This window comes from Nocardia sp. CY15 (assembly GCF_009829295.1).
GTDB classification, from domain to species: domain Bacteria; phylum Actinomycetota; class Actinomycetes; order Mycobacteriales; family Mycobacteriaceae; genus Nocardia; species Nocardia sputi.
Window position 1 is genome coordinate 382,904 of sequence record NZ_VUOT01000001.1, and the last position, 23,355, is coordinate 406,258.

23 protein-coding genes and 1 pseudogene are annotated in these 23,355 nt (G+C 69.4%); 8 read left to right on the forward strand and 16 right to left on the reverse strand.

What is annotated here, in order from left to right:
* Positions 1-49 precede the first annotated feature (49 nt).
* From GVY39_RS01885 to GVY39_RS01895, 3 genes are read left to right on the forward strand one after another with little or no spacing between them, the layout of a single operon-like run.
* Entirely contained in the window at positions 50-790 is a 741-nt protein-coding gene (locus GVY39_RS01885; protein ID WP_159919752.1) for an Asp/Glu/hydantoin racemase, read from the forward strand.
* Positions 791-805: 15 nt separating this feature from the next.
* Positions 806-1,537, forward strand: a complete 732-nt coding sequence (locus GVY39_RS01890; RefSeq protein ID WP_159919754.1) for an aspartate/glutamate racemase family protein — start codon at positions 806-808, stop codon at positions 1,535-1,537.
* Positions 1,524-2,189, forward strand: a complete 666-nt coding sequence (locus tag GVY39_RS01895; RefSeq protein WP_159919756.1) for a GntR family transcriptional regulator — start codon at positions 1,524-1,526, stop codon at positions 2,187-2,189. The genes GVY39_RS01890 and GVY39_RS01895 overlap by 14 nt, the downstream gene beginning before the upstream one ends.
* A 114-nt stretch (positions 2,190-2,303) precedes the next feature.
* Here GVY39_RS01895 and GVY39_RS35160 read toward each other — a convergent pair.
* From GVY39_RS35160 to rimP, 12 genes and pseudogenes are all read right to left on the reverse strand, one after another.
* Positions 2,304-2,534 (reverse strand): annotated as a pseudogene (locus tag GVY39_RS35160) (EF-hand domain-containing protein); the annotation flags it as partial.
* Positions 2,426-3,325 carry a tRNA pseudouridine(55) synthase TruB gene (gene truB, locus GVY39_RS01905; protein ID WP_159919758.1) on the reverse strand — a complete coding sequence of 300 codons (900 nt, stop codon included), beginning with the start codon at positions 3,323-3,325 and terminating at the stop codon, positions 2,426-2,428. The gene truB and the pseudogene GVY39_RS35160, both read right to left, overlap by 109 nt.
* The gene (npt, locus tag GVY39_RS01910; protein WP_159919760.1) at positions 3,325-3,993 is read right to left on the reverse strand and encodes a 4'-phosphopantetheinyl transferase Npt; all 669 of its coding nucleotides are present in this window, start codon (positions 3,991-3,993) and stop codon (positions 3,325-3,327) included. The genes truB and npt overlap by 1 nt, the downstream gene beginning before the upstream one ends.
* Positions 3,994-4,176: 183 nt before the next feature.
* Positions 4,177-5,136, reverse strand: coding sequence for a metallophosphoesterase (locus GVY39_RS01915; protein ID WP_159919762.1), 960 nt, complete (start codon positions 5,134-5,136; stop codon positions 4,177-4,179).
* Positions 5,137-5,195: 59 nt separating this feature from the next.
* Positions 5,196-6,488, reverse strand: a complete 1,293-nt coding sequence (locus GVY39_RS01920; RefSeq protein ID WP_236565273.1) for an MATE family efflux transporter — start codon at positions 6,486-6,488, stop codon at positions 5,196-5,198.
* Between the two features lie 493 nt (positions 6,489-6,981).
* Positions 6,982-7,983, reverse strand: a complete 1,002-nt coding sequence (locus GVY39_RS01925; RefSeq protein ID WP_159919764.1) for a bifunctional oligoribonuclease/PAP phosphatase NrnA — start codon at positions 7,981-7,983, stop codon at positions 6,982-6,984.
* Positions 7,984-7,996: 13 nt separating this feature from the next.
* Complete coding sequence (gene rbfA / locus GVY39_RS01930; RefSeq protein ID WP_159919766.1) at positions 7,997-8,440, reverse strand: 30S ribosome-binding factor RbfA; 444 nt, start codon at positions 8,438-8,440, stop codon at positions 7,997-7,999.
* Between the two features lie 100 nt (positions 8,441-8,540).
* Positions 8,541-8,831 (reverse strand): DUF503 domain-containing protein, encoded by a 291-nt coding sequence (locus GVY39_RS01935; protein ID WP_043728501.1) that lies wholly within the window; start codon positions 8,829-8,831, stop codon positions 8,541-8,543.
* A gap of 73 nt (positions 8,832-8,904) precedes the next feature.
* The gene (gene infB, locus GVY39_RS01940; RefSeq protein ID WP_159919767.1) at positions 8,905-11,934 is read right to left on the reverse strand and encodes a translation initiation factor IF-2; all 3,030 of its coding nucleotides are present in this window, start codon (positions 11,932-11,934) and stop codon (positions 8,905-8,907) included.
* Positions 11,935-12,042: 108 nt separating this feature from the next.
* A complete protein-coding gene (locus GVY39_RS01945) occupies positions 12,043-12,375 on the reverse strand; it encodes a YlxR family protein (protein ID WP_159919769.1) in 333 nt (110 codons plus the stop codon).
* Between the two features lie 122 nt (positions 12,376-12,497).
* Complete coding sequence (gene nusA / locus GVY39_RS01950) at positions 12,498-13,529, reverse strand: transcription termination factor NusA (protein ID WP_159919771.1); 1,032 nt, start codon at positions 13,527-13,529, stop codon at positions 12,498-12,500.
* The gene (gene rimP / locus GVY39_RS01955) at positions 13,526-14,191 is read right to left on the reverse strand and encodes a ribosome maturation factor RimP (RefSeq protein ID WP_159919773.1); all 666 of its coding nucleotides are present in this window, start codon (positions 14,189-14,191) and stop codon (positions 13,526-13,528) included. Before rimP ends, nusA begins: the two co-directional genes overlap by 4 nt.
* 209 nt (positions 14,192-14,400) lie before the next feature.
* On the opposite strand from rimP, the gene GVY39_RS01960 reads away from it, so the two are divergent.
* Positions 14,401-14,949 carry a hypothetical protein gene (locus GVY39_RS01960; protein ID WP_159920290.1) on the forward strand — a complete coding sequence of 183 codons (549 nt, stop codon included), beginning with the start codon at positions 14,401-14,403 and terminating at the stop codon, positions 14,947-14,949.
* Positions 14,946-15,380 carry a ferritin-like domain-containing protein gene (locus GVY39_RS01965; RefSeq protein ID WP_159919775.1) on the forward strand — a complete coding sequence of 145 codons (435 nt, stop codon included), beginning with the start codon at positions 14,946-14,948 and terminating at the stop codon, positions 15,378-15,380. Before GVY39_RS01960 ends, GVY39_RS01965 begins: the two co-directional genes overlap by 4 nt.
* Positions 15,381-15,498: 118 nt before the next feature.
* Here the strand turns inward: GVY39_RS01965 and GVY39_RS01970 are convergent, their stop codons facing one another.
* Together GVY39_RS01970 and GVY39_RS01975 are read right to left on the reverse strand one after the other, a co-directional pair.
* Positions 15,499-17,250: an acyl-CoA dehydrogenase family protein gene (locus GVY39_RS01970; protein ID WP_159919777.1), complete on the reverse strand. Its 1,752-nt coding sequence runs from the start codon at positions 17,248-17,250 to the stop codon at positions 15,499-15,501.
* 178 nt (positions 17,251-17,428) lie between these two features.
* A complete protein-coding gene (locus GVY39_RS01975; RefSeq protein WP_159919779.1) occupies positions 17,429-19,186 on the reverse strand; it encodes a proline--tRNA ligase in 1,758 nt (585 codons plus the stop codon).
* Between the two features lie 58 nt (positions 19,187-19,244).
* Between GVY39_RS01975 and yaaA the strand changes: the two genes are divergently transcribed.
* Positions 19,245-19,988 carry a peroxide stress protein YaaA gene (gene yaaA / locus GVY39_RS01980; protein WP_159919781.1) on the forward strand — a complete coding sequence of 248 codons (744 nt, stop codon included), beginning with the start codon at positions 19,245-19,247 and terminating at the stop codon, positions 19,986-19,988.
* A gap of 102 nt (positions 19,989-20,090) precedes the next feature.
* Positions 20,091-20,504 (forward strand): PPOX class F420-dependent oxidoreductase, encoded by a 414-nt coding sequence (locus GVY39_RS01985; RefSeq protein WP_159919783.1) that lies wholly within the window; start codon positions 20,091-20,093, stop codon positions 20,502-20,504.
* Between the two features lies 1 nt (position 20,505).
* On the opposite strand, the gene GVY39_RS01990 is transcribed toward GVY39_RS01985, so the two are convergent.
* Positions 20,506-21,966, reverse strand: coding sequence for an MFS transporter (locus GVY39_RS01990; RefSeq protein WP_159919785.1), 1,461 nt, complete (start codon positions 21,964-21,966; stop codon positions 20,506-20,508).
* Between the two features lie 195 nt (positions 21,967-22,161).
* Positions 22,162-22,557, reverse strand: coding sequence for a hypothetical protein (locus tag GVY39_RS01995; protein ID WP_159919787.1), 396 nt, complete (start codon positions 22,555-22,557; stop codon positions 22,162-22,164).
* Positions 22,558-22,656: 99 nt separating this feature from the next.
* On the opposite strand from GVY39_RS01995, the gene GVY39_RS02000 reads away from it, so the two are divergent.
* Complete coding sequence (locus GVY39_RS02000; protein WP_159919790.1) at positions 22,657-23,313, forward strand: LysE family translocator; 657 nt, start codon at positions 22,657-22,659, stop codon at positions 23,311-23,313.
* Positions 23,314-23,355: the final 42 nt, after the last annotated feature.

Consider the following 23,355-nt stretch of genomic DNA (forward strand, 5'->3'; position numbering starts at 1 on the left):
ATCCGATCGTGTTCGGAGGTCGTCCCGGCTGAGCGCGAGAGGGGCCGTAGTGGATTTGAGCTTTCCCGACCTCGAGGGGCCCGTTGCCCAACGGGGTATCGGGATCATCGCACCGTTCGATCTCGCCCTCGAACGAGAGCTCTGGCGCTGGGCGCCCTTGGAGGTGAGCCTGCACCTCGCCCGCACCCCCTACGAGCCGGTCCCGGTGTCGCTGGAGATGGCCGAACTGGTGTCCGACGCCGCGCACCTCACCGCGGCCACCCGCAACGTGCTGCACGTGGAGCCCGAGGTGGTGGCGTATCTGTGCACGTCGGGCAGCTTCATCAAAGGCCTCGCCTACGAGAAGTCGTTGCGCGAGACCATCTGCCAGGCGGGGGCGCAGGACGCGGTCACCACCTCGGGAGCGTTGCTCGAAGCGATCCGCCACCTGGACCTCAGCCGCATCTCCGTGCTCACCCCTTATGACGAGATCCTCACCCACCGGCTGCACGAGTTCCTCGGCGAAGCCGGGTGTTCGGTGGTGCGCTCCGACCACCTCGGGCTCGGCGGCGGCATATGGAAGGTCAGCTACCGCACGATCGCCGAACGCATCGTCGGCGCCGACGATCCCGAGGCCCAGGCCGTCTTCGTCAGCTGTACCAACTTGCCGACCTACGACGTGATCGAACCGCTGGAAAAGGCTCTCGGCAAGCCGGTGCTCACCGCCAACCAGCTCACCATGTGGGCATGTCTCGGCCGGATGAAGCTGCCGATGATGGGCCCCGGCAAGTGGCTGCTCAACGTCTTCTGAAGGAAAGAACATCGCATGCACGCACCAACCGTCGGCTTCATCTATCCCGATCACGCGGCGGAGGACGATTATCCGCTCGCGGCGGCGGCGCTCGGCGCGCACCTTCCGGTAGCTCACATCTACGGCACCGATCTGCACGCCGTCCCCGAACTGCTGGAGCTCGGCAGTCCGGAGAAATTGCGACTCGGCGCGTCCCTGCTGGCCCCCCACCGCCCCGACGCGATCGTCTGGGCCTGCACCTCGGGCAGTTTCGTCTACGGCCCCGTCGGCGCACGCGACCAAGCGCGCGCTTTGGGGGAGGTCGCAGGCGTGCCTGCGACCAGCACCAGCATCGCGTTCGCCGACGCCGCGCACGCGCTCGGACTGCGTACCGTCGCGGTCGCCGCGAGCTATCCCCACGAGATCGCTCGGCTGTTCGTGAATTTCCTCGCCGACGCGGGCATCGACGTCGTCTCGATGTCCAGTGCGGGAATCGACACCGCCGCCGAGGTGGGCACCCTCACTCCGGCTCGAGTGCTGCGGCTGGCGGTGGACAACGACCATCCCGACGCGGAGGCGCTGCTCATCCCCGACACCGCGATGCACACCCTGGCGGTGCTGCCGGAGCTGGAGGCTACGCTGGGCAAACCGGTGCTGACGGCCAACCAGGTGACGGTCTGGGCGGGTCTGCGGCTGGCCGGCGCCGAGCCGGTCGTTCCCGGACTCGGCACCCTGTTCGCGGAAAGGCAGACCGATGTCCGTCGTTGATTTCGAGCCGGTGAACCGGCAGTCGACCGCGGAGATGATCGCCGACCGGCTCCGCGAGGCGATCATGCGCGGCAGTCTCGCGCCCGGGTCGCAGCTCGGCGAAGCCGATCTCGCCGCGCGGTTCGCGGTCTCGCGCGGGCCGGTGCGCGAGGCGATGCAACGCCTGGTGTCCGAGGGCCTGCTGCACAGCATCCGTCACCGCGGCATCTTCGTCATCGAACTGAGCCTCGACGACGTCGTCGACATCTACCGCGCCAGGACGGCGCTGGAGGGCGGCGCGCTGGAGTTGATCCTGGACGGTCGCCGCCCGATCGCCTTCGAGGCGCTCGGGCCCAGTGTGGAGGACATGGTCGCGGCCGCCGAACGCGGTGACGCGGTGGGGGTCTCGGACGCCGACCAGGCATTTCACGAGGCACTGGTGGAGAGCGCGGCCAGCCCGCGCCTGGTGCGCGCGGCCCGCACCCTGCTGATCGAGACGCGGATGTGCCTGGGCGCCCTCCAGACCACCTACCCCGACCTGCGGGAACAGGCCCGCGAGCACGTCGACCTGCGCGAAGCGATCGCCACGGCCGAACCCGCTCGGGTCCGCGCCCTGCTCGTCGAGCACATGGACGACGCCGTCGATCGCCTCCGCCACCAGATCGACTCCTGACCGCGGGGCGCTACCGGGACAAAAAGCCCAGCGCCGCGCGGAATTCCGGCAACGATAGCCGTCGCCGTCCCGGTCGGCGGCGGCCAGCAAAGCATCCGCCGGTTCATCGATCCGGCCCGCACCGCAGTGGCGGATGAGCGATTCGAGTTCATCGACGCAGATGCGGCCGTCACCGTTGACGTCGAAGACCTTGAACGCGGCAAAATATCGCTGCTCGCGAACTTGCAGGTCGACCCCTACAAGTTGGCCGGGCGCACGACCATGACCGACGCGGCTCGCTTGCCGCTTTCTTGCAGCAGCGCGATCGCGCGGCCCTCCGGGTCGATGGCGGCGTAGACGCCGGATATCCCGGCGGGTTCGAGCCAGCGACCGTTGCGCAGGTCGTCGGCTTGGGTGGCATCGATGTCACGGTGCGGGAAGGCCGTGCGCACCGCTTGATCCATGTCGAGGCTCAGCGGAGGCGCGCCCGACTCCGCGGCGGCGGCCAAGTCGTCCAGGGTGCGGGCGTGTTCGAGGGTGAACGGACCGACCCTGGTGCGCCGCAACGCGGTCAAGTGGCCGCCGACGCCGAGCGCGGCGCCCAGGTCTCTGGCCAGCGCCCGCACGTAGGTGCCCGAGGAGCACTCGACCACCGCGTCGAGATCGACGAAATCGCCGATGTCGCGGCGGGCGAGCACGTCGAAGCGCGACACCGTGACCGGCCGGGCGGCCAACCGCACGTCTTCACCCGCGCGGTGGCGGGCGTAGGCGCGCTCACCGTCCACCTTGATAGCGCTCACAGTGGCCGGGACCTGGTCTATGTCCCCGGTCAGTTCGACTGTCCGGGCGGCGATGTCGGCGTCGGTGAGGTGACGGGCAGAAGTCGTGGCCAGCACTTCGCCCTCGGCGTCGTCGGTGGTGGTCGCCTGACCGAGCCGGATGGTCGCGGTGTACGCCTTGGTCGTCAGGGTGAGCAAGCCGAGTAGTTTGGTCGCGCGCTCCACGCCGAGCACCAGCACACCGGTGGCCATCGGATCGAGCGTGCCCGCATGGCCGATCTTCTTCGTACGCAGCAGTTTCCGGCATTTCGCGACGACGTCGTGGCTGGTCCAGCCACCGTCCTTGTCGATGACGAGCAGTCCGCCGAGTCCGTCCATCAGACGTGCGCGATCGCGGTGAGGATGTACCCGTCGGTGATCAGCCAACGGCCGTCGAACGAGACCAGTGGCGCGCCGCCGTCGGTGGCCTGTCCCGGCACGAGCAACTCGGTGTGGAAGCTGCCGTGCCCGGAATCGGCGGTGCTGTCCTCGATCTCGAACGTGATGTGCGCCTCTTCGAACCCCAGCCAGCGCACGGTCAGCGGGAACCACGCTTTGAACGTGGCCTCTTTGGCGCAGAACAGCAACCGGTCCAGGTGCAGCCCGGAATCGGTGGTCTTCAGCCACTCCCGCTCCTGGGGCAAGCTGACCGAGTCCAGTACGCCGTCGGGCAGCGTGGCATGCGGCTCGGCGTCGATGCCGATGGAACGGAACCGCAACTTGTGGCCCAGCGCGGCAGCCTGGTAACCGTCGCAGTGAGTCAAGCTGCCGACGATCCCGCGCGGCCACACCGGAGCGCCGCGCTCTCCCTTGCCGATCGCGACCGGCTGCTCACCGAGCTGCGCCAGCGCCAGCCGGGCGCAGTGACGCGCGCCGATGAAATCCCGGCGACGCTTCTCCACCGACTTGGCGATGAGATGCTCCTCCGCCGGATGCGGCTTCAGATTCTCCGGGTACGCCAGCAACTCGGCCGTGGCCACACCGGCGGGCAGAATGTTCTCGATCATCACCGCAGAGCCTAGCCGAGCCGCGATACCTGGTATCACAGCGCCGTGTGCCTGCCCATCCGGCCGCCTCACCACCCGCAGGCAGCCCATCATCGACGCCGCCTCGACCGCACTTGCGTCGACGGCCGCAGTGGTGCCCGTACGCCGGGTCCGGCTTACCACCCGACGATGGGTCGGCGAGGACTACGCCAGCCCGCGCCGCTGCTGTGCTTTGCTGCGCATTTCCGCGGCGGCGGCTTCCATCTCCGGAGTCACCTGGAAGTGGCCGCCCCACTTGTTCAGCGTGCCCGGCGGGTATTGCGGCGTCGGCAAGATCTGGCGCAGCAGTCGCTCGGGCAGGCCACGACGCTGCCACTCGCGCGGGTAGCCGAGCGAGACCTCCTCGAACCGGACGCCGTCGTAGTGCGAGGTCCGCGGGATGTGCAGGTGACCGTAGACCGAGCAGACCACGTTGTAGCGGGTGTGCCAGTCCGCGGTCAGTTCGGTGCCGCACCACAGCGCGAACTCCGGGTAGAACAGCACGTCGGTCGGCTGCCGGACCAGCGGGAAGTGGTTGATCAGGACGACCGGCGTGCCAGGGGCGAGCGCGTCGAGCTTGCGCTTGGTCACCTGCACGCGGGCGTGGCACCAGGCGTCCCTGGTCAGATACGGCTCCGGCGAGAGCAGGAATTCGTCGGTCGCCACCACGTTGCGCTCGCGAGCGATCGCGAGACCCTCCGCCTTGGTGGTGGCTCCTTCCGGCAGAAACGAGTAGTCGTACAGCAGGAACATCGGCGCCAGCGTGATCGATCCACCGTGCTCCTCGGCGCCCGCGCCCTGCCATACCGGAAAGGGGTCCTCCGGCGTCAGCACGTCCAGGTCGCGGCACATCGACACCAGATAGTCGTAACGCGCCACCCCGGACCTCTGCACGGGATCCTTCGCCGTCGTCCACAGCTCGTGGTTGCCCGGCACCCAGATCACCTTGGCGAACCGGCCGCGCAGCAGCTCCAGCGCCCACCGGATGTCCTCGGTCTTCTCCCCCACGTCGCCGGCCACGATGAGCCAGTCCTCCGGCGAGTCCGCCGTGATCTGCTCGACGACCGGCCGATTCCCCTGGTGCCCGACATGGATGTCGCTCACCGCCATCAACTTGGGTATCACCACACCTACCTTGGCACATCCGTCGGAATTCCCGCGCACCGGCCGAGCCGGGTGTCACCTCACCTCGGCACCTCGGCGCCGACCAGGGCCCACCGGCCCGACAACGCCCGCCACGCGACGGCGATCAGCCGCAACATCATGAACGCGGCGAGGCCGGACCAGATTCCGGCAACGCCCCAATCGAAGGCCAGGGACAACCAGATGGCGGGCAGGAAACCCAGCAGCGCCGCCCCGAGCGTGGTGGTGCGCAGATAGGCGGCGTCACCCGCACCGAGCAGGACGCCGTCGAGAGCGAAGACGACACCCGCCACCGGAATGAGCGCCACGAAGAACCACCACACCACGTGCGTGCGCTCGAGCACGCCCGGGTCGTCGGTGAACAGCGCCGGGACGACCACCGCGCCTGCCGCGAAACAGGCGGCGAGCGCGAGGCTGAAGATCTCCGACCACTGGGTGACCCGCCGTGCGATGCCGCGCGCGCCCGGGGCGTCACCCGCGCCCAGAGCCGCGCCGGTGAGGGTTTGCGCGGCGATGGCCAGTGCGTCCAAGGCGAGTGCGAGGAAGTTCCACAGTTGCAGGACCAGCTGGTGGGCCGCCACCGACGCGGCGCCGAAACGCGCGGCGACCGCCGCCGCCGAGACGAAACATGCCTGGAACGCGAAGCTGCGGGCGATGAGATCGCGGCCGAGCACGAGCTGGGCTCGCATCACCGGCCACTGCGGGGCGAGCGGGACCCGTTCGCGAGTCAACGCGTTGATGAACAGGATGGCGGTGACTACCTGGCCCGCGACGTTCGCGACGGCGGATCCGGGCAGTCCCAGGTACGGCACGCCGAGCAGTCCGTGCACCAGCACCGGGCAGAGGATGCCCGACACCGCGAGTCCGGCGACCACGTAGGCCAACGGCCTGCGTGTCTGCTGGACGCCGCGCATCCATCCGTTGCCCGCCATGGAAATCAGGATCAGCGGCACGCCGAACAGCGCGATCCGCACCCAGGCCAGCGCTTCCCGCGCGATGTCGCCGCCTCCGGCGATGGCGTTCGTCACCGGCACGGCGAACGCCTGGACCAGTAGCAGTATCGCCGCGCCGACGGCGACCGCGAGCCAGGTGGCCTGCACGCCTTCGGCGACGGCGCCCCGGTGGTCACCCGCGCCGTGGCGACGGGCCGAACGCGCGGTGGTGCCGTAGGACAGGAAAGTCAGCTGCGAGCTCGTCTGCGCCAGAATCAATCCGCCGACGGCGAGACCGGCCAGCGCGAGCGCCCCGAGCCTGCCGACCACGGCCAGATCGAACAGCAGGTAGATCGGTTCGGCGACCAGCACGCCGAGGGTGGGCAACGCGAGCCCGAAGATGCGCTTGGGTCCGGCCGCGGCGGCTCGGTCGACATCGGCCGACGGCTTCCCGCCCGATCGTGACGCCGGGCCGGTGATCTCCGCACCGGAACCTTTCGCGTTCACGAACACCTTCCCTTCTCCGGTACCGCCGTCATCCCGGTCGGGGCGTGCCCCTCGCGCGGCCCATCGACGAACACCGGGGAGCGCACCACCGGCCGACGCGGCACGCATCGCACGTGCGATCCCGTATGGGAGAGTCTGCGGACCAGCTCGACCATGTATGGCGGATGGCCGACCAGAGCAGTCGGGACGGGCACGAGTCGCCCGGAAATCGAGCGAACGGTGGAAGCGAGGTGAATGCGACAACCAGGCCCTGGGAACGACCGCGCATCAGCACGCTCGCGCGCGAATGCCGCTGACGTCGATCGATCCGTCCGCTGCCTCGGACATGAACGGATCCGGAGGCAGAACCGGTAAGTGGTTCGGGCCGGGACGTTTCCGAAAACCACGGTCACCCGAGCGCGGTCAGCAATGCGCCGATCAGGTCGTCGGGCGCGCCGTGGGCGGTGTACCCGGCGGCGAAGCGGTGCCCGCCGCCCCCCAGCGCGGTGGCCACCTCGGCGACGTCCACCCCGTCGCCCGCGCACGCCCCACTGTCCCGCGAGCGCAGCGACACCGTCCACCGATCCGGTGCCACGCGGGATTGCTTGAATACCGCGGCGATTCCCGCTTCGGCGGTCGTGCGCACGATATCGATCACGCTCTCGACTTCCTCCGACCGCACGTCATCGATGTCGTCGCGACGCACGAACGCGTACACCAGCCCGACACCGCCGCGCACGTGCGGGACCAGCTGCGCCGTCCCCAGCACCCGCGACAGCATCGGCAGCCAGCCGAACGGGTGCGTGTCCATCAAGGTGCGGGCGATCTCCGCGCCGTCGATCCCGGTGGCCAGCAGCCGTTCTGCCAGTTCGTGGGTACCTGGCCGCACCCAACGGAACGAGCCCGTGTCGGTGACCAGACCGGCATAGAGGCAATACGCCACCTCCGCGTCGATCGGCACGCCCCATGCGTCGAGCAGCCGTGCGATCAGGCTGGTGGTGGACTCGGCGCCCGGATCGACCACGTTGATCACCGCGAAACGCGTGTTGGACCGATGGTGGTCGATCACCATTGTCGTTGCCGCGCCGGGCAATCGGTCGGCGAGCGCGCCCAGGCGGCCCGCGCTGCCGCAGTCGACCGCCACCAGCAGGTCGACCTCGGCACGCACCTCGGCGGGCGCCACCAGATGCCGCACGCCCGGCAGCGACCGCATGGATGCGGGCAGCTCCGCCGGTTCGGCGAACGACACCTGTACCGGAACCCCGCGCCGATGCAGGACCAGCGCCAGCGCCAGTCCGCTTCCTATGGTGTCCGCATCGGGTTGCACATGGCAGACGATGGTCACCGAGCGCGCCGCGTCCAGCGCCGCCACGGCCGTGTCCAGGTCGGCCGTTTCCCGCATCGTCGTCATCGACTACCGCATGTCACTCGTCGACGTCGCGTTCGACCTTGTAGGGGTCCGCATCGCCCGCGTGCCGCGCCGTGGCGGCCGCTTTGGCGACTTCGTCGTCCGCGGCCCGCGCCCTGGCGAGCAGTTCCTCCATCTCTCGCGCCGCGTCGGGCACCCGGTCCAGCACGAACGCCAGCGTCGGGGTGAACTTCACCCCGGTTCCCGCGCCCACCTTGGAGCGCAGGACACCCTTGGCCTTCTCCAGACCGGCGGCCGCACCCTCGTAATCCGGTTCGGCGTCGATGGTTTCGCCCATCACGGTGTAGTACACCGTCGCGTCCCGGAGATCGCCGGTGATCTTGGCGTCGGTGACGGTCACGAAACGCAGCCGCGGATCCTTGATCTCGTATTCGATCGCGGTCGCGACGATCGAGGAGATCCGCTTGGCGAGTCGGCGCGCCCTGGCTTGGTCCACCATGGCCGTTTCCTCCTCACTACTAACTCTGTTCGATAGCGGTCGGAGCATGGGCCGGTGTGGCCACCACAGCTCCATCCTCCGCGCCGTCGCTGGGCCGCGGTCAGTCTTCGGGACCGAAGATTCGGCGGCGCACCGCCAGCAACTGTAACTCCGGACGAGCCGCGACATGCCGTTCACATCTGTCCAGCACCTCGGTGAGGTGCTCCATCCCGGCACTGACCATGGCCACGCCCAGCAGCGAGCGACGGTATAGATCGTGTTCCCCGCCTTCGGCGGCACTCACACCGAAACGCTGCAATTCGGCCAGAATCGGCCGGATCACCGAGCGCTTCTGTTTCAGTGAGTGCACATCGCCGAGCAGCAGGTCGAATTCCAGTGCACCCAGGTACACCCACACCCTCCACTGTCGGGACGAGCAGCCCGGACGCCGCGCGGCGCGCGGCGTCCGGGTTCGTCTCGGTCGCTCAGTCGCGCGGCTTCTCGCGCAACTCGTAGGCCTCGATGATGTCGCCTTCCTTGATGTCGGAGTAGGTGACCGTCATACCGCATTCGAAGCCTTCGCGGACCTCGATGACGTCGTCCTTCTCCCGGCGCAGCGACGAGATCGTCATCGTCTCGGCGATCACCACGTTGTCCCGGAGCAAGCGCGCCTTGGCGTTGCGCTTGACCGACCCCGAGGTGACCATGCAACCGGCGATATTGCCGATCTTCGACGAACGGAAGATCGCCCTGATCTCGGCCCGGCCCAGCTCGACCTCTTCGTAGATCGGCTTGAGCATGCCCTTGAGGGCCTTCTCGATCTCGTCGATGGCCTGGTAGATCACCGAGTAGTACCGGATGTCGACACCCTCGCGGTTGGCCAGCTCGGTCGCCTTGCCCTCGGCGCGGACGTTGAACCCGATGATGATCGCGTTCGACGCCGAAGCCAAGTTGACGTTGGTCTCGGTGACGCCACCGACACCGCGGTCGATGACCCGCAGCCGCACCTCGTCGCCGACCTGGATCCCGAGCAGCGCCTCTTCGAGGGCCTCGACGGTACCCGAGTTGTCGCCCTTCAGGATCAGGTTCAGCTCGCTGGTTTCCTTCAGCGCGGCATCCAGATCTTCCAGGCTGATCCGCTTGCGGCTGCGTGCGGCCAGCGCGTTGCGCTTGCGCGCATTGCGCCGATCGGCGATCTGCCGGGCGATCCGGTCCTCGTCGACGACGAGCAGGTTGTCACCCGCGCCCGGCACCGACGTGAAGCCGACGACCTGGACCGGCCGCGACGGCAACGCCGCCTCGACGTCCTCGCCGTGCTCGTCGACCATCCGGCGCACTCGGCCGTAGGCGTCTCCCGCCACGATCGAGTCGCCCACGCGCAGGGTGCCGCGCTGGATGAGCACGGTCGCCACCGGGCCTCGGCCGCGGTCGAGGTGCGCCTCGATGGCCACGCCCTGAGCGTCCATGTCCGGGTTGGCCCGCAGGTCCAGCGCCGCGTCCGCGGTCAGCAGGACCGCCTCGAGCAGCGCATCGATGTTGATGTTCTGCCTGGCGGAGATGTCCACGAACATGGTCTCGCCGCCGTATTCCTCGGCGACCAGGCCGTACTCGGTGAGCTGCTGGCGTACCTTCTGCGGGTTGGCGCCTTCCTTGTCGATCTTGTTGACCGCCACCACGATCGGCACGTCGGCCGCCTGCGCGTGGTTGATCGCCTCCACCGTCTGCGGCATGACGCCGTCGTCGGCGGCGACCACCAGGATCGCGATGTCGGTGGCCTTCGCGCCGCGGGCACGCATGGCGGTGAACGCCTCGTGACCCGGGGTGTCGATGAAGGTGATGAGCCGGTCCTCGTCGCCGAGGTGGGTGAGCACCTGGTAGGCGCCGATGTGCTGGGTGATGCCGCCGGCCTCGCCCTCGCGGACGTTCGCCTTGCGGATGGTGTCCAGCAGTCGGGTCTTACCGTGGTCGACGTGACCCATGACGGTCACGACCGGCGGACGCTGTTCGAGGTCCTCCTCGCCGCCCTCGTCCTCGCCGTAGGTGAGGTCGAACGACTCCAGCAGCTCGCGGTCCTCGTCCTCGGGGCTGACCACGTGGACGACGTAGTTCATCTCGCTGCCGAGCAGCTCGAGGGTCTCGTCGTTCACCGACTGGGTCGCGGTGACCATCTCACCGAGGTTGAACAGGGCCTGCACCAGCGCGGCCGGGTTCGCGTCGATCTTCTCCGCGAAGTCCGACAGCGACGCGCCGCGGGCGAGCCGGATGATCTCGCCGTTGCCGCGCGGCAGCCGCACGCCGCCGACGGCGGGCGCCTGCATCGAGTCGTACTCTTGCCGTTTCTGCCGCTTCGACTTGCGGCCACGACGGGGCGCGCCACCGGGACGGCCGAACGCGCCTGCCGCGCCGCCACGGCCACCGGGACCACCCGGACGACCGCCGCCGCCGCCACCGCCACCGGGACGACCGCGGAAACCACCAGCCGCGCCACCGGCACCGGGAGCGCCGGTACCCGCACCGGGGGCGCCACCGCCACCGCGGTAACCACCGCCACCGCCGCCGCCACCGCCGGGACGACCGGCGCCTGCGCCACCGGGACGACCCGGGCGACCTGCGCCGGGGCCTCCGGCGCCGCCCGGACGGGCCGCACGCGACGGCATGGCGCCGGGGTTCGGACGCGGCGGCATCGAGCCGGGGCTCGGACGCGGGCCGCCGGGACGCGGGCCACCCTGGGACGGGCCGCCGGGACGCGGACCACCTTGAGCCGGACCGGGACGCGGACCACCCTGAGCCGGACCGGGACGCGGACCACCCTGAGCCGGGCCAGGACGCGGACCACCCTGGGACGGGGCCGGACGCGGACCACCCTGGGACGGGGCCGGACGCGGCGCGGGCCGCTCGGGCGCAGACGAATAGGGGTTGTTACCGACACGCGGGGTCTTCGGCCCCGGACGCGGGCCGGGAGCGGCGCCACCCGGACGCTGGCCACCCTGGGCGGGTGAGCTGGGTCGCTGCTGCTGACCGGGACGCGGGCCACCCGGCGTGGGACGCGGTCCGGCCGGGGCGGGCGCGGAACTCGCGGGCGCGCCCGAAGCCGCAGCGGCCTGCGGGGTCACCGAATCCCGCGCGGCGGGCTTGGCGGACGGGGCCGGTCCCGGACGCGCGGCGGGGCCCGGCTTCACGGCCGGGGATTCGCCGGTGCGCGCGGCGGGAACGGCGGTCTCCTGCGCGGTGGGCGCCGGTGCGGGCGCCGGCGGACGAGGACCGGGACGCGGGCCACCGCCCGCGGGCTTGGCGGCCGGACGGCCGGACGGTCCGGGGCGTGCACCCGACTTGTTGCCGTTCGACGGGGCGGATTTCGCCGCGAACGACTCACGCAGCCGACGCGCGACGGGAGCTTCCACCGTCGAGGACGCCGACTTCACGAACTCGCCCTGCTCCTTGAGCGTTGCGAGTAGTTCCTTGCTCGTGACACCGAGTTCTTTGGCCAACTCGTGCACGCGGGCCTTGCCTGCCACTGCTCTCCTCACTGAGAGGTCGAGCAGCTCCACCGTTCTGGGGACGGCGGCCCGCACGACCTCGGGTTATCTCCGATGGACGTTCATCGTTGGTACTTCACGGTGTGCTCATGAGTGCTCGTGCCTGTTCTCGAGGTAATGCTCCAGGGCTGAGATATCCAGATATCCGGACACTCGTAGTGCTCTGCCGATCGCTCGGCGCCGTTCTGCCGCGCGCAGACAAGCCGAAAGGGGGTGCAGCCAGGCACCCCGTCCGTGCAGTCTGCGCCGCGAATCGGGAACGATCTCGATGACGTGGGAGCCGTCTCCGGTCTCACGGTCCCGAGCCACGATCCGCAACAGATCGACGGCTAGTTCGCGCTTCCGGCATCCGATACACGTTCGCACGGGAGCGGCTGGGCGCCGGGGCGCCGAGTGCTGCTCGGTGGTGCGATCGGGCATTGAAGCCGAAGGCTCGGACTGAACCTTGGACCACTCTACCGCTGCCACACTCGGATCGCCGAACCCCTCCCCCGCGGAAGTTACGAACATGTCATCCCGGGCACTCCGCGGGCGGGTTCCGGTCAACTGCGATGCGCCTCCGTCCGAACGGATCCGCCGCCCATATCGGGTGCGGCGTCGCTGCGGATATCAATGCGCCAGCCGGTCAAGCGCGCGGCCAGGCGGGCATTCTGGCCTTCCTTGCCGATCGCCAGCGAGAGCTGGAAATCGGGAACCACGACGCGAGCCGCCCTGGCGTCCGGGTCAACGATAGTGACCGAAACCACTTTCGATGGCGAGAGCGCATTACCGACGAAGGTCGCCGGATCGTCGGCGTAGTCGATGATGTCGATCTTCTCGCCGGCCAGTTCGCTCATCACATTGCGTACGCGTTGCCCCATGGGGCCGATACACGCGCCCTTGGCGTTGACGCCCGGCACCGTGGTGCGCACCGCGATCTTGGATCGGTGCCCCGCCTCACGCGCCACGGCGACGATCTCCACCGAGCCGTCGGCGATCTCCGGCACCTCCAGCGCGAACAGGCGCCGCACCAGATTGGGATGGGTGCGCGACAGCGTGATCTGCGGTCCGCGCGACCCGCGGGACACCCCGACGACGTAGCACTTGATCCGGTCGCCGTGCTCGTAGGTCTCGCCCGGCACCTGCTCGGCGGGCGGGATCAGTCCCTCCGCGCCGTGCAGCTCGCTGCCGATGCGCACCACCACGGTGCCGCGGGCGTTGGCGCGCGCGTCGCGCTGCACCACGCCACCGACGATGTCGCCCTCGTGGGTGGAGAACTCGCCGAAGGACTTCTCGTTCTCCGCGTCGCGCAGTCGCTGGAGCACGACCTGCCTGGCGGTGGTCGCCGCGATCCGGCCGAACCCCTCCGGGGTGTCGTCCCACTCGGAGATCACGTTGCCGTCGGCGTCCAGCTCGCGCGCCATCACCCGGACCACGCCGGTCTTCTGGTTGATGTCGATGCGCGCGTTGGGCTGGTGGCCCTCGGTGTGGCGGTACGCGGTCAATAGCGCCGACTCGATCGCGGAGATCACGGTCTCGATCGAGATCCCCTTGTCGGCGACGATCGCGCGCAGGGCTTCGATTTCGATGTTCATTCCACGATCCCTTCGGTCGGCGAATCGGATGCTGTCACTGATTCGGATAGTGCATTCGGTATTCCCCGGAGTTCCGCGGCGTCATCGGCCGCCACCGCATCTTCCTGACCCGGAACAGGCCGCCCCGGAACGACGCCGCCCGCGAGTTCCAGTTCCCGCGCGCCGGGCGGGGAGAACTCGACTTGTACGACGGCCCTGGCGATGTCGGCGAGCGGGACCGTCACCCGGTGTGGGTCACGTTTGCCGCCGAGCACCAGCGCCACCGAATCACCGGTGAGCGCGCCGACCCGAGCCTCGAAGTCGGCCGACCGTTCCGGCGGCTGCGCGCCTTCGCGCAGCGTGACACGCACCTTCCGCCCACGCGCCCGGCGCCAGTGCCGGTCGGCGGTCAGGGGGCGATCGATGCCCGGAGTCGTGACTTCCAGCAAGTACGGCGTCTCGCCGAAATCCCCCGCGTCGTCCAGCAGCGCCGACAACTCCGTGCTGAGGCTCGCCAGGGAGTCCAGATCGGAAGTGTCGGCGTCCACGGTCACCTGAATCCGAGCCTGCGTGTCCTCGCGCTTGCCGGCCGTCGAGATCTCGACGCCCTCGAGGTCGAATCCCCGGCGTTCTACGAGACCAGCTACGAGCTGGCTCACCCTTTCCTCGGTCGGCATCGGCATGTGGGGCGGCTCCTGGTTCAGTTGTGACGCGGCGGGAGAATTCTCTACCGAAGGTCTAGCGTAACGCGCCACGAGAGTGTAAAGGACCAGCGGTCGAGGAGTCCGTGCGCCACGGCCGACGCTGGTCCGGTGGCGCACCGCGAATCTGGCACGATGGTGCCGTGCCCATCCGCCTTCCCGCCCCGCCGCGTGCCGGGCGCATCTCCGGCATGCCGTCCGACCGGCACGAGTCCCGTCTCGCCGCCCTGGATCGTCGCAGCGCACTACGCCTCGCGGGGGGCGGAACAGTCGGCGTCCTCGCCCTCGGCGCCCTGGCCGGATGCACCGGCGACGACGTGGTCCACGAACCGGATCCGCTTGCCGCACAGGAGATCGCGGCCCGCGCCGACGCCGCCGCGGCGACCGCGGCCATCGCGATCGCGCCCGATCGGCACGCCGCGTTGACCGCGATCGCGGCCGAGCGCACCGCGCACGCCGATGCCTTGCGCACCGAGATCGACCGCGTGATCGGCGTCTACGCCGACGGCACGAAACCGGCGCATCGCACCCGAGCAGGCGGATCCGGCCCGTCGGCGGTGGCTTCGGGCAGCGCCGTGCCGCCCACCGCGCCGCCGACCGTCGAGGCGCTGCGCGCGCAGCTGGCCGAGTCCCGGAGAGCGGCCGCCGATCTGGCCCGCGCCCTGTCCGGGTACCGGGCCGGATTGCTCGCCTCGATCAGCGCGGCCTGCGCGGTGCAGGCGGGGGTGCTGCTGGCATGACGGAGACCGAGCGCCGAGCGCTGATCGACGCGCTGAACGCCGAGTACGGCGCGGTGTACGCCTACGGGGTGATCGCCGCCTACGCCTCGCCCGAGCGCACCAGGCTGATCGCCGAACACACCGCGGCGCATCGAGCCCGGCGCGACACCACCGCCGACGTCCTCGCCCTGGGCGGCGCGACGGTGCCGCCGCCCGACGCCGCCTACACGGTGCCGTTTCCGGTCACCGATCCGATCTCGGCCGCGCGGCTGGCCGTGACGGTCGAGTCCGATGTCGCCGTCGCCTGGCGGTCGGTGGTCGAACGCGGTGCGTCCATGACCATCCGGCGCACCGGTGTCGACGCGCTCACCGAGGCCGCCCTCCGGCTGGCCACGTGGCAGTCGATCCTCGGCGCCAACCCGCCCACCGTCGCGTTCCCCGGCAAAGCCTGACCGGGACCCGATCGCCGGCATCGGCGCGGTCACCCCGGATCCGACGCGCCGTGGGTGTTGTCGAGCCGCCGGCGGCCCAGGGACAGCCCGTGACCGCCGTCGGCTGGACGTACGCGATCTACGGCCGCATCTCGTAGGCGCCGTCGTAGGAGGCCACCTCGGCCCACACACGGTCGAAGCGCGGACGATCGGCGACCGGCGGACGCAGCGCGGACGCCGCCCAGCCCTGCTGGTCGGGAGTTGCCGACGGCTTGCCGTACAGCGCGGTCGCGTAGGCGTTGAAATCGCGGATCTGGAAATCGAAGATCTGGTCGATCAGGTCACGATCCAGGCCCGTGATCGCGGCCTGCTCCAGGATCAGCTGGCCGTAGACCACCAGGGAGAACAGGTGGCCGATGGTCAGCATGAAGTCCAGGTCCTTCTGCTGGCTCGCGTCCGGCGCCGCCGTGGTCAGCAGGGCGCGCAGCGCCCGCGCCTGCTCGTAGAACCGGCCCACGTTCGGGATGTCGGCGTGCTTGTCGTAGATCGGCGTCCAGTCGGCGAACCGGACCTTGCCCGCGCCGCGGGCCGGGCCCTGGCGCCAGAAGAACGCGTCGTCGGCCGCGTCCTGCCGGGTCCCGATCTCGGGGTAGTCCTGCGGGTCGAACAGGTAGTTCGGCATGAACTTCAGGATCTGCCCGACGTTCACGTGCACCGTGCCCTCGAGCCGGGGCAGGGTGTTGATCAGCCGCTGCACCTCGGCGAAGTAGGTGTTCTTCTCGAAGCCCTTGGCGGCCAGCACATCCAGCAGCAACGTCATGACCGTCTCGGCTTCGGAGGTAACCTTGGACTTCGTCATCGGGTTGAACAGCAGGTACCGGCGGTCCTCGAGGCTCGCGCTGCGGAAGTAGTCGATCGCGCGGTCGCTGAACAGCTTCATCGCGACGATGCGCGCGTAGGCGTCGACGAAGTTGCCACGCACGTGCGGGAAGTCGGTGACCGGGTTGCCGTAGAGAATCCGGTTGTTCGCGTGCGTGATCGCCTCGTAGAACGAGTGCTCGACCATGCCGATGCCGCCGTGGCAGAGATTGAACTTGCCCACGTTCACGGTGTTCAGCGCCGCGGAGAAGGCCTCGGGCCCGGTGTGCAGGATGTCCTCGGCGCGCACCGGGTAGTTCTCCAGGCGGAAGGTGCTGACGTACATCTGCTGGTGCACCACGTTGCCGAGCAGGCGATAGTTCTCGTGCCGGGAGTCGGCGGCGAACCAGACGTACGCGTCGGCGCCCTCGAGGTCGGCGCGGCGGGAGAACACCGACACCATGCTGGCGACGTTGCCGTTGCCGATGTAGTACTTCTCGCCGTTGGCGCGGAACAGGATTCCGGCCTGGGCGTCCGCGCTGCCTGGTTCGGTCGGAGTGAGCACCAGGTCGGTGTTGTAGATGTCGGCGCCGTGGGTTTGCTCGGACAGGCCGAATGCCATCACCTCGCCGTCGGACAGATCGGCTGCCGCGCGCTTCTTGGCCGCCTCGTTGTCGCTCTGCCAGATCGGGCCGAGGCCGAGGATGGTCACCTGCTCGGCGTACCAGTACGCCAGGCCGTAGAAGCCGAAGATCTCCGACAGCGCCGCGTTGCGCGCGGCGTCCCAGCGGCGGTTCGGGTCGCCGTCGGCGTAGGCCGCGGGAGTCAGGAAGGTGGCGAACAGCTTCTCCTTCTTCACGAAGTCGAGGAAGTCCGCCGTCCACACCGCGTTCGCGTCGTCGGCGAGCAGACGCTGTTTGCCCCGGCCCTCGAACCACTCGATGGTGGCGCGCAACAGGCGCCGCGTCTCGGCGTCGAACTGCTGCGGGTCATAGGTGGCGGGATTGAACAGCCGCGCGTCGGTGTTTGTCATGCCGGTTAACTTACCAGCGGGTAACGGCAGCGTGGACAGCGTCTGTGGATCCGTGACCAGCAAATTCCAGTTACGGTGGCGTAGGTGGCGCATCCGGCTCCACGGGTTTGCGCAGACCCGATGGCCGCCCTACGGAACGGCTCCCAGCGGGATCGGCCGAGAGCCGTTCGCAGACACCTCAGCCCCGGACTGCGGCCACCACCGCGTCCACCGCCGACGCGGCAGGGACTTCCTCGGTCTCGCCGGTGAAGCGGTCACGCAGTTCCACCTTGCCCTCGGCCCAGCCGCGGCCGATCACCAGCACCAACGGCATGCCCAGCAGCTCGGCGTCTTTGAACTTCACGCCGGGCGAAGCGGTGCGATCGTCGAAGAGCACGTCCAGGCCCTGGGCGTGCAGCCCCGAGACCACCTCTTCGGCGCCCGCGCGGGCCGCCTCGTCCTTGTTCGCGATGACGACATGCACGTCGTAGGGCGCTACCGACGCGGGCCAGCGCAGCCCCTTGTCGTCGTGCTGCTGCTCGGCGATCACCGCGACCATCCGCGAGACGCCGATGCCGTAGGAACCCATGGTCAGCCGGACCGGCTTGCCGTTCTCACCGAGCACGTCCACCTCGAACGCGTCGGTGTACTTGTTGCCGAGCTGGAAGATGTGGCCGATCTCGATGCCTCGGGCCGCCACCAGCGTGCCGCGCCCGTCGGGCGAGGGATCACCGTCGCGGACCTCGGCCGCCTCGATGGTGCCGTCGGGGGTGAAGTCGCGGCCCGCGACCAAGCCGACGACGTGCTTGCCCGGTTCGTCGGCGCCGGTGATCCAGCTGGTGCCGGTGCCGACGCGAGGATCGACCAAGTAGCGAACACCGTTGGCCTGCAATGCCTTCGGGCCGATGTAACCCTTGACGAGGAACGGATTCTCGGCGAAGTCCACTTCGGTGAGCAGCTCCACTTCGGCCGGTTCGACCGAGGCGCCGAGGCGCTTGTCGTCCACCTCGCGGTCACCGGGGACGCCGATGCCGATGATCTCGGTCTTGCCGTCGGGATGGCGCAACTTGACCATGACGTTCTTCAGGGTGTCGGCCGCGGTGACGGGCCGACCGTAGCGCTCGGCGATCCCGGCGGCGTTGGCCCAGTCGACCAGTGTCGCGATGGTCGGGGTGTCAGGGGTGTCGTGCACGACGGCCTCGGGCTGCCCTTCGATCGGCAACGGCTCGGGAGCGGGCGTGACCACCGCCTCCACATTGGCCGCGTAGCCCGATTCCGGGCAGCGCACGTAGGTGTCCTCGCCGACGGGGCTGTCGGCGAGGAATTCCTCCGACGCGCTGCCGCCCATCGCGCCCGAGGTGGCCGCCACGATGACGTACTCGACCCGCAGCCGGTCGAAGATGCGCTGGTAGGCCTGCCGGTGCGCGGCGTAGCTGGCCTTCAGCCCGTCCTCGTCCAGGTCGAAGGAGTAGGAGTCCTTCATCACGAACTCCCGCCCGCGCAGGATGCCCGCGCGCGGACGCTCCTCGTCGCGGTATTTGGTCTGGATCTGGTACAGCGTGACCGGAAGGTCTTTGTAGGAGCTGTACTCGCCCTTCACGGTGAGCGCGAAGAGTTCCTCGTGGGTCGGGCCGAGCAGGTAGTCCGCGCCCTTGCGGTCGCGCAGCCGGAACAGACCGTCGCCGTACTCGGTCCACCGGTTGGTCGTCTCGTAGGGTTCGCGCGGCAGCAGCGCCGGTAGTGAGATCTCCTGAGCGCCGATCGCGTCCATCTCCTCGCGTACCACGTCCTCGACCTTGCGCAGCACGCGCAACCCCAGCGGCAGCCACGAGTAGACACCCGGGGCGACGCGGCGCACGTAGCCGGCACGGACCAAGAGTTTGTGGCTGGCCACCTCCGCGTCGGCGGGATCGTCACGGAGGGTTCGCAGGAACAGGCGGGAGAGGCGGGTGATCACGGAAGCACAGGGTAGTCGCTGGCCGGACGCTGGTCGCAGCGCATTACCGTATTCGTTCGTGCTGGTGCTGCTGCCTCCTTCCGAAACCAAGTCCGACGGCGGAGCCGGGGCGCCGCTCGCACTGGACTCGCTGGCGATGCCGCAGCTCACGGCGGTGCGCGCGAGACTGATCGATGAAGTGGTGCGGTTGGCGGCCGATCCGGAAGGCTCACGGACCGCCCTGGGGCTCGGCAAGGCCGCCGACGGCGAGATCGCTCGCAACGCCGCACTGCGCACCGCACCGACCCGGCCGGCGTTGGAGCGCTATACCGGCGTCCTCTACGACGCGCTCGACGCACGCTCGTTCACCAAAAGTCAACGAGCGAAGGCCTATGCCCGGCTCGGCATCGGCTCCGCCCTGTTCGGCGCGGTCCGCGCGGGTGACCCGATCCCCGCCTACCGGCTGTCCGGCGGCTCCAAGCTGCCCGGGCTGCCGTCCCTTTCGGCCGTCTGGCGCGACGAGCTGGCCGCCGCGCTGCTCGCCGAAGCCGCGGGCGAACTCGTCGTCGACCTGCGCTCGGGGACCTATCAGCAACTGGGCCGGGTGCCCGGCGCGATCACCGCGAACGTGCTCACCGAGCATCCGGACGGGTCACGCACGGTGGTGAGTCATTTCAACAAGCACCACAAGGGCCTGCTCGCGCGCGCCCTGGTGCTCACCAGGGCCGAACCGGCCGACATCCGCGGCGTCGCGCGGGTGGCCGCCAAGGCCGGTTTGCGCGCCGAGATCGCCTCGCCCACCGAAATGGTGATCATCACTTGACCGGCTCGCCGCTACCTCGGGTTCCCGCGGAAACGAGCAGACGGTGACTCGACGTTTCCGCGGCGGGGAATGCAATGCGGCACTGTATTGTTCGCCCCGAACGTGACCAGTACCGCAGTGCTTTCCGATGACCTGAAGAAGTACCTGGACGAAGAGCGAGTGTTCGCCACCGCGGCCACGAACGGCCCGAACGGCCAGCCGCACCTGACCGTGATCTGGCTGAAGCGCGACGGCGACGATCTGCTCTTCTCCACCACCACCGATCGACAGCAGGGCAAGAACCTCGCCCGCGACCCACGGATCACCGTGCTGATCAACCCGCCGGACAACCCGTACGTCTACGCGGAGATCCGGGGCACCGCGACGATCACCCCCGACCCGGACAAGACGCTGCCCGACGAACTGTCGGTGAAGTACACCGGACGCAAGTACGCCGACTTCAATCCGGCCTCCTCCGCCGACGGACCGCGCGTCATCGTGCGCGTGACGCCGAGGCGAGTGGCGGGCAGGTTCTGACTCAGACTTGCTGCGCTTCCTCCTGAGCGTGCTGGGCCATCGCCAGCTGCTGCGGGGTGAACCGCAGCGTCAGAGCGACCAATCCGGTCGCGAACGCGATGAGGGCGCAGACGAACAGAACCAGCGTGTAACCGTCGCCCAGCGCGGAGATCTCGGCGGGCGTCATCCCGGTCACCTTTTCGGTGCGGCCGCCCAGCGACAGCGTGCGGGAGGCGGCGATCGGGGTGAGCAGGCCGATGGCCACCGGCGTGGCCAGGTTCATGAACATCTGCCCGACCGCGGCCAGCGGACCGATATTGGCCGGGGGCACGCCGACCAGCACGCACAGCGGGGAGAGCACCATGGCGACGCCGACGCCGAAGCCGATGACCACCAGCAGGGGCAGCAGCGTCGCGAAGTACAGCACCTCGCCGTCGAGGGTCGAGCCGAACAGCAATCCGACGCCGAGCACCACGGCCGCGCCCGCGAGCAGCCAGCGCGGCGCGATGTACAGCGCCGCCTTGGAGGCGACCGCGCCGCCGACGCCGATGCCGACGGTGAACGGGATCGCCGCGACGCCCGCCTTGAGCGGGCCGTATCCGATGACGTTCTGCATGAACTGGGCGACGAAGAAGGTCATCGCGCCGAGCACGCCGCCGGCCAGGAAGATCAGCAGGAAGGTGGCGATGCGGTCGCGGCTGTCGAACAGCGACCAAGGCAACAGCGGGTCGTCCACCCGCCGTTCCAGCGCCACGAAAACGATCAGCAGCACGACACCCGCGATCAGCGAACCGATGATCGCCGGGTGTCCCCACCCGATCTCCGGTCCCTCGGTGGCGCCGAACACGATGGACGCGCAGGCGATGGTGCCGAGGAACGCGCCGGGGATGTCGAGAGCCGAGCGGTGGTGTTCGGTGTCGGCGAGTTTGTAGGCCGCGCCCAGGATGATCAGCGCGCCGATCGGGACGTTGATCAGGAAGATCCACCGCCAGGACAACTGGGTCAGCGCGCCGCCGACCACGAGCCCGCCGACCGAACCGATGCCGACCATGGAGCCGACGATCGCGATCGCCTGGTTGCGCGCCTTGCCCGGCGCGAAGGTCGTCGCCACGAGCGCGAACGCGGTCGGCGCCGCGATCGCCGCGCCCGCGCCCTGCAAGGCCCGCGCCGCGAGCAGCATGGCCTGGTTCTGCGCGAGCCCGCACAGCAGCGAGGCCAGGGTGAATAGCGCCACGCCCACGACCAGCATGCGCTTGCGGCCGAAAGCATCGCCGAGCCTGCCGCCGAGCAGCATCAAACCCGCGAAGGTGAGCCCGTAGGACGTCACCGTCCAGGCGCTACCCGCGCTGGACAGCCCCATCTCCTCTTGCAGCCGCGGCAACGCGAAGATCACCACCGTGCCGTCCAGCACGACCATGAGCTGCAATCCGCTCAGCACTAGGATGGCGAGCCCGAAGGCCCGCTGCGTCACTGGATACTGCATCGTCGCAGCGGGGTTCCGAAGCACAGTGAGTCACTGTAATTGATGCCGCGACCACCTTCGCCCACCCACTGATCCGGCCGGAGCCGCGACCAGCGGCGCTCTCGCCGATCCGGCGAGCCGCCGTCGACGCGCATCGCGCGCGGTATCGGCCCGGCGAACCGTGCCGCGACAGTGTCGGTCGCCTCGGCGTGCATATCAGGGGACGGTGACCGTCACCAGCTCGCTGAACGGCATCCCGCCGGTGGGGGTGTCATCGAAACAGCCGCCCCGGGCGGTGATGGTCGTGCCCGATTCGAGGCCTTCCAGGGTCGCGGTCACGGTCTGGCCGGGACCTGCCATCGACTCCGGGCCGCCGTTGCCGAAGAAGCGGTGATTGTTCTCGGGGCCGACACCGGCTTCGGCCCAGCACCGGCCGGTGCCGTTGGGGTTGTGCACGGTCGCGGTCACGACTCCCGGCGCGGTGCCAGCGAAGCCGACCTCGGGAGCCTGCAGCTGTGTTTGCGCGCTCGCCGGCGCGAGGACCGGGCCGAACGCCACAAGCGCGGCGGACGCTGCCAGCAGAATGGGTGCGTTGATTCGTTTTTTCGCCACAATCGAACCCTATCGGAAACAGGTTCGCCCAATGCTCGCTTCCGTCAACGGGTTACGAGACTCGGCGAAGCGAGACCGGACACAGAATGGAGGGTGCACGTGGCTACTCACTTGCTGTGGGGCTTCGTGGTCGCAGCGCTACTGGCTTATGTGATTCCAGGCCCGGACTGGTTTGTGGTGCTGCGTCATGCCACCCGGTCACCCACCGCGGGCATCAGCGCGGCGGTCGGTGTGCAGACCGGGTTGATCGTGCACATGACCGCTGCCGCGCTCGGTGTGTCAGCGATCTTGTCGACCAGCGCCGAGGTGTTCACCATCGTCAAACTCGCCGGCGCCGCATACCTGGTCTTCCTGGGTTTTCAGGCGTTGCGCGACGCCTATCACGGGTGGCGCTGCCACGACCTCGGCGACAGTTCTTCGACGACCTCATCGCCGTCGGCGGATTCCGCGCCGGCGCGGATATGGGCGCAGGCATTCACCGCCAACGTGTTGAATGCGAAAGCCGCGCTGTTCTTCGTCGCGGTCTTGCCGCAGTTCGTGTCCCCCGCGTCCGCGGCGGCACCCCAGATCCTGCTGCTGGGCGCTGTCGACATCGCGATCGGGTGCCTCTGGTGGCTGCTGTTCGTCCTGACCGCCGCTCGTTTCCGTCGAGTGTTGCGTCGCCGCGGGCCACGTATGGCGCTCGATACCACTGCCGGGATCGCGCTGACCGGCCTGGGCGGGGCGCTCGCGGCCACCGGTCGCGCCCAGGCATGAGAGCGTCGGGAGATCGGGCTCACTCCGTGAACGGGGGTGAGC

Coding starts and splice junctions, on each gene's coding strand:
- nusA (WP_159919771.1), bottom strand. CDS start 13,529: ATGAACATCGAAATCGAAGCCCTGCGCGCGATCGTCGCCGACAAGGGG.
- GVY39_RS01925 (WP_159919764.1), bottom strand. CDS start 7,983: ATGACGACGATGCGGGAAACGGCCGACCTGGACACGGCCGTGGCGGCG.
- GVY39_RS01970 (WP_159919777.1), bottom strand. CDS start 17,250: ATGACAAACACCGACGCGCGGCTGTTCAATCCCGCCACCTATGACCCG.
- GVY39_RS01895 (WP_159919756.1), top strand. CDS start 1,524: ATGTCCGTCGTTGATTTCGAGCCGGTGAACCGGCAGTCGACCGCGGAG.
- GVY39_RS01945 (WP_159919769.1), bottom strand. CDS start 12,375: ATGCCCGATCGCACCACCGAGCAGCACTCGGCGCCCCGGCGCCCAGCC.
- rimP (WP_159919773.1), bottom strand. CDS start 14,191: ATGCCGATGCCGACCGAGGAAAGGGTGAGCCAGCTCGTAGCTGGTCTC.
- truB (WP_159919758.1), bottom strand. CDS start 3,325: ATGGACGGACTCGGCGGACTGCTCGTCATCGACAAGGACGGTGGCTGG.
- npt (WP_159919760.1), bottom strand. CDS start 3,993: ATGATCGAGAACATTCTGCCCGCCGGTGTGGCCACGGCCGAGTTGCTG.
- GVY39_RS01960 (WP_159920290.1), top strand. CDS start 14,401: ATGCCGTCCGACCGGCACGAGTCCCGTCTCGCCGCCCTGGATCGTCGC.
- GVY39_RS01965 (WP_159919775.1), top strand. CDS start 14,946: ATGACGGAGACCGAGCGCCGAGCGCTGATCGACGCGCTGAACGCCGAG.
- GVY39_RS01890 (WP_159919754.1), top strand. CDS start 806: ATGCACGCACCAACCGTCGGCTTCATCTATCCCGATCACGCGGCGGAG.
- rbfA (WP_159919766.1), bottom strand. CDS start 8,440: ATGGTGGACCAAGCCAGGGCGCGCCGACTCGCCAAGCGGATCTCCTCG.
- GVY39_RS01990 (WP_159919785.1), bottom strand. CDS start 21,966: ATGCAGTATCCAGTGACGCAGCGGGCCTTCGGGCTCGCCATCCTAGTG.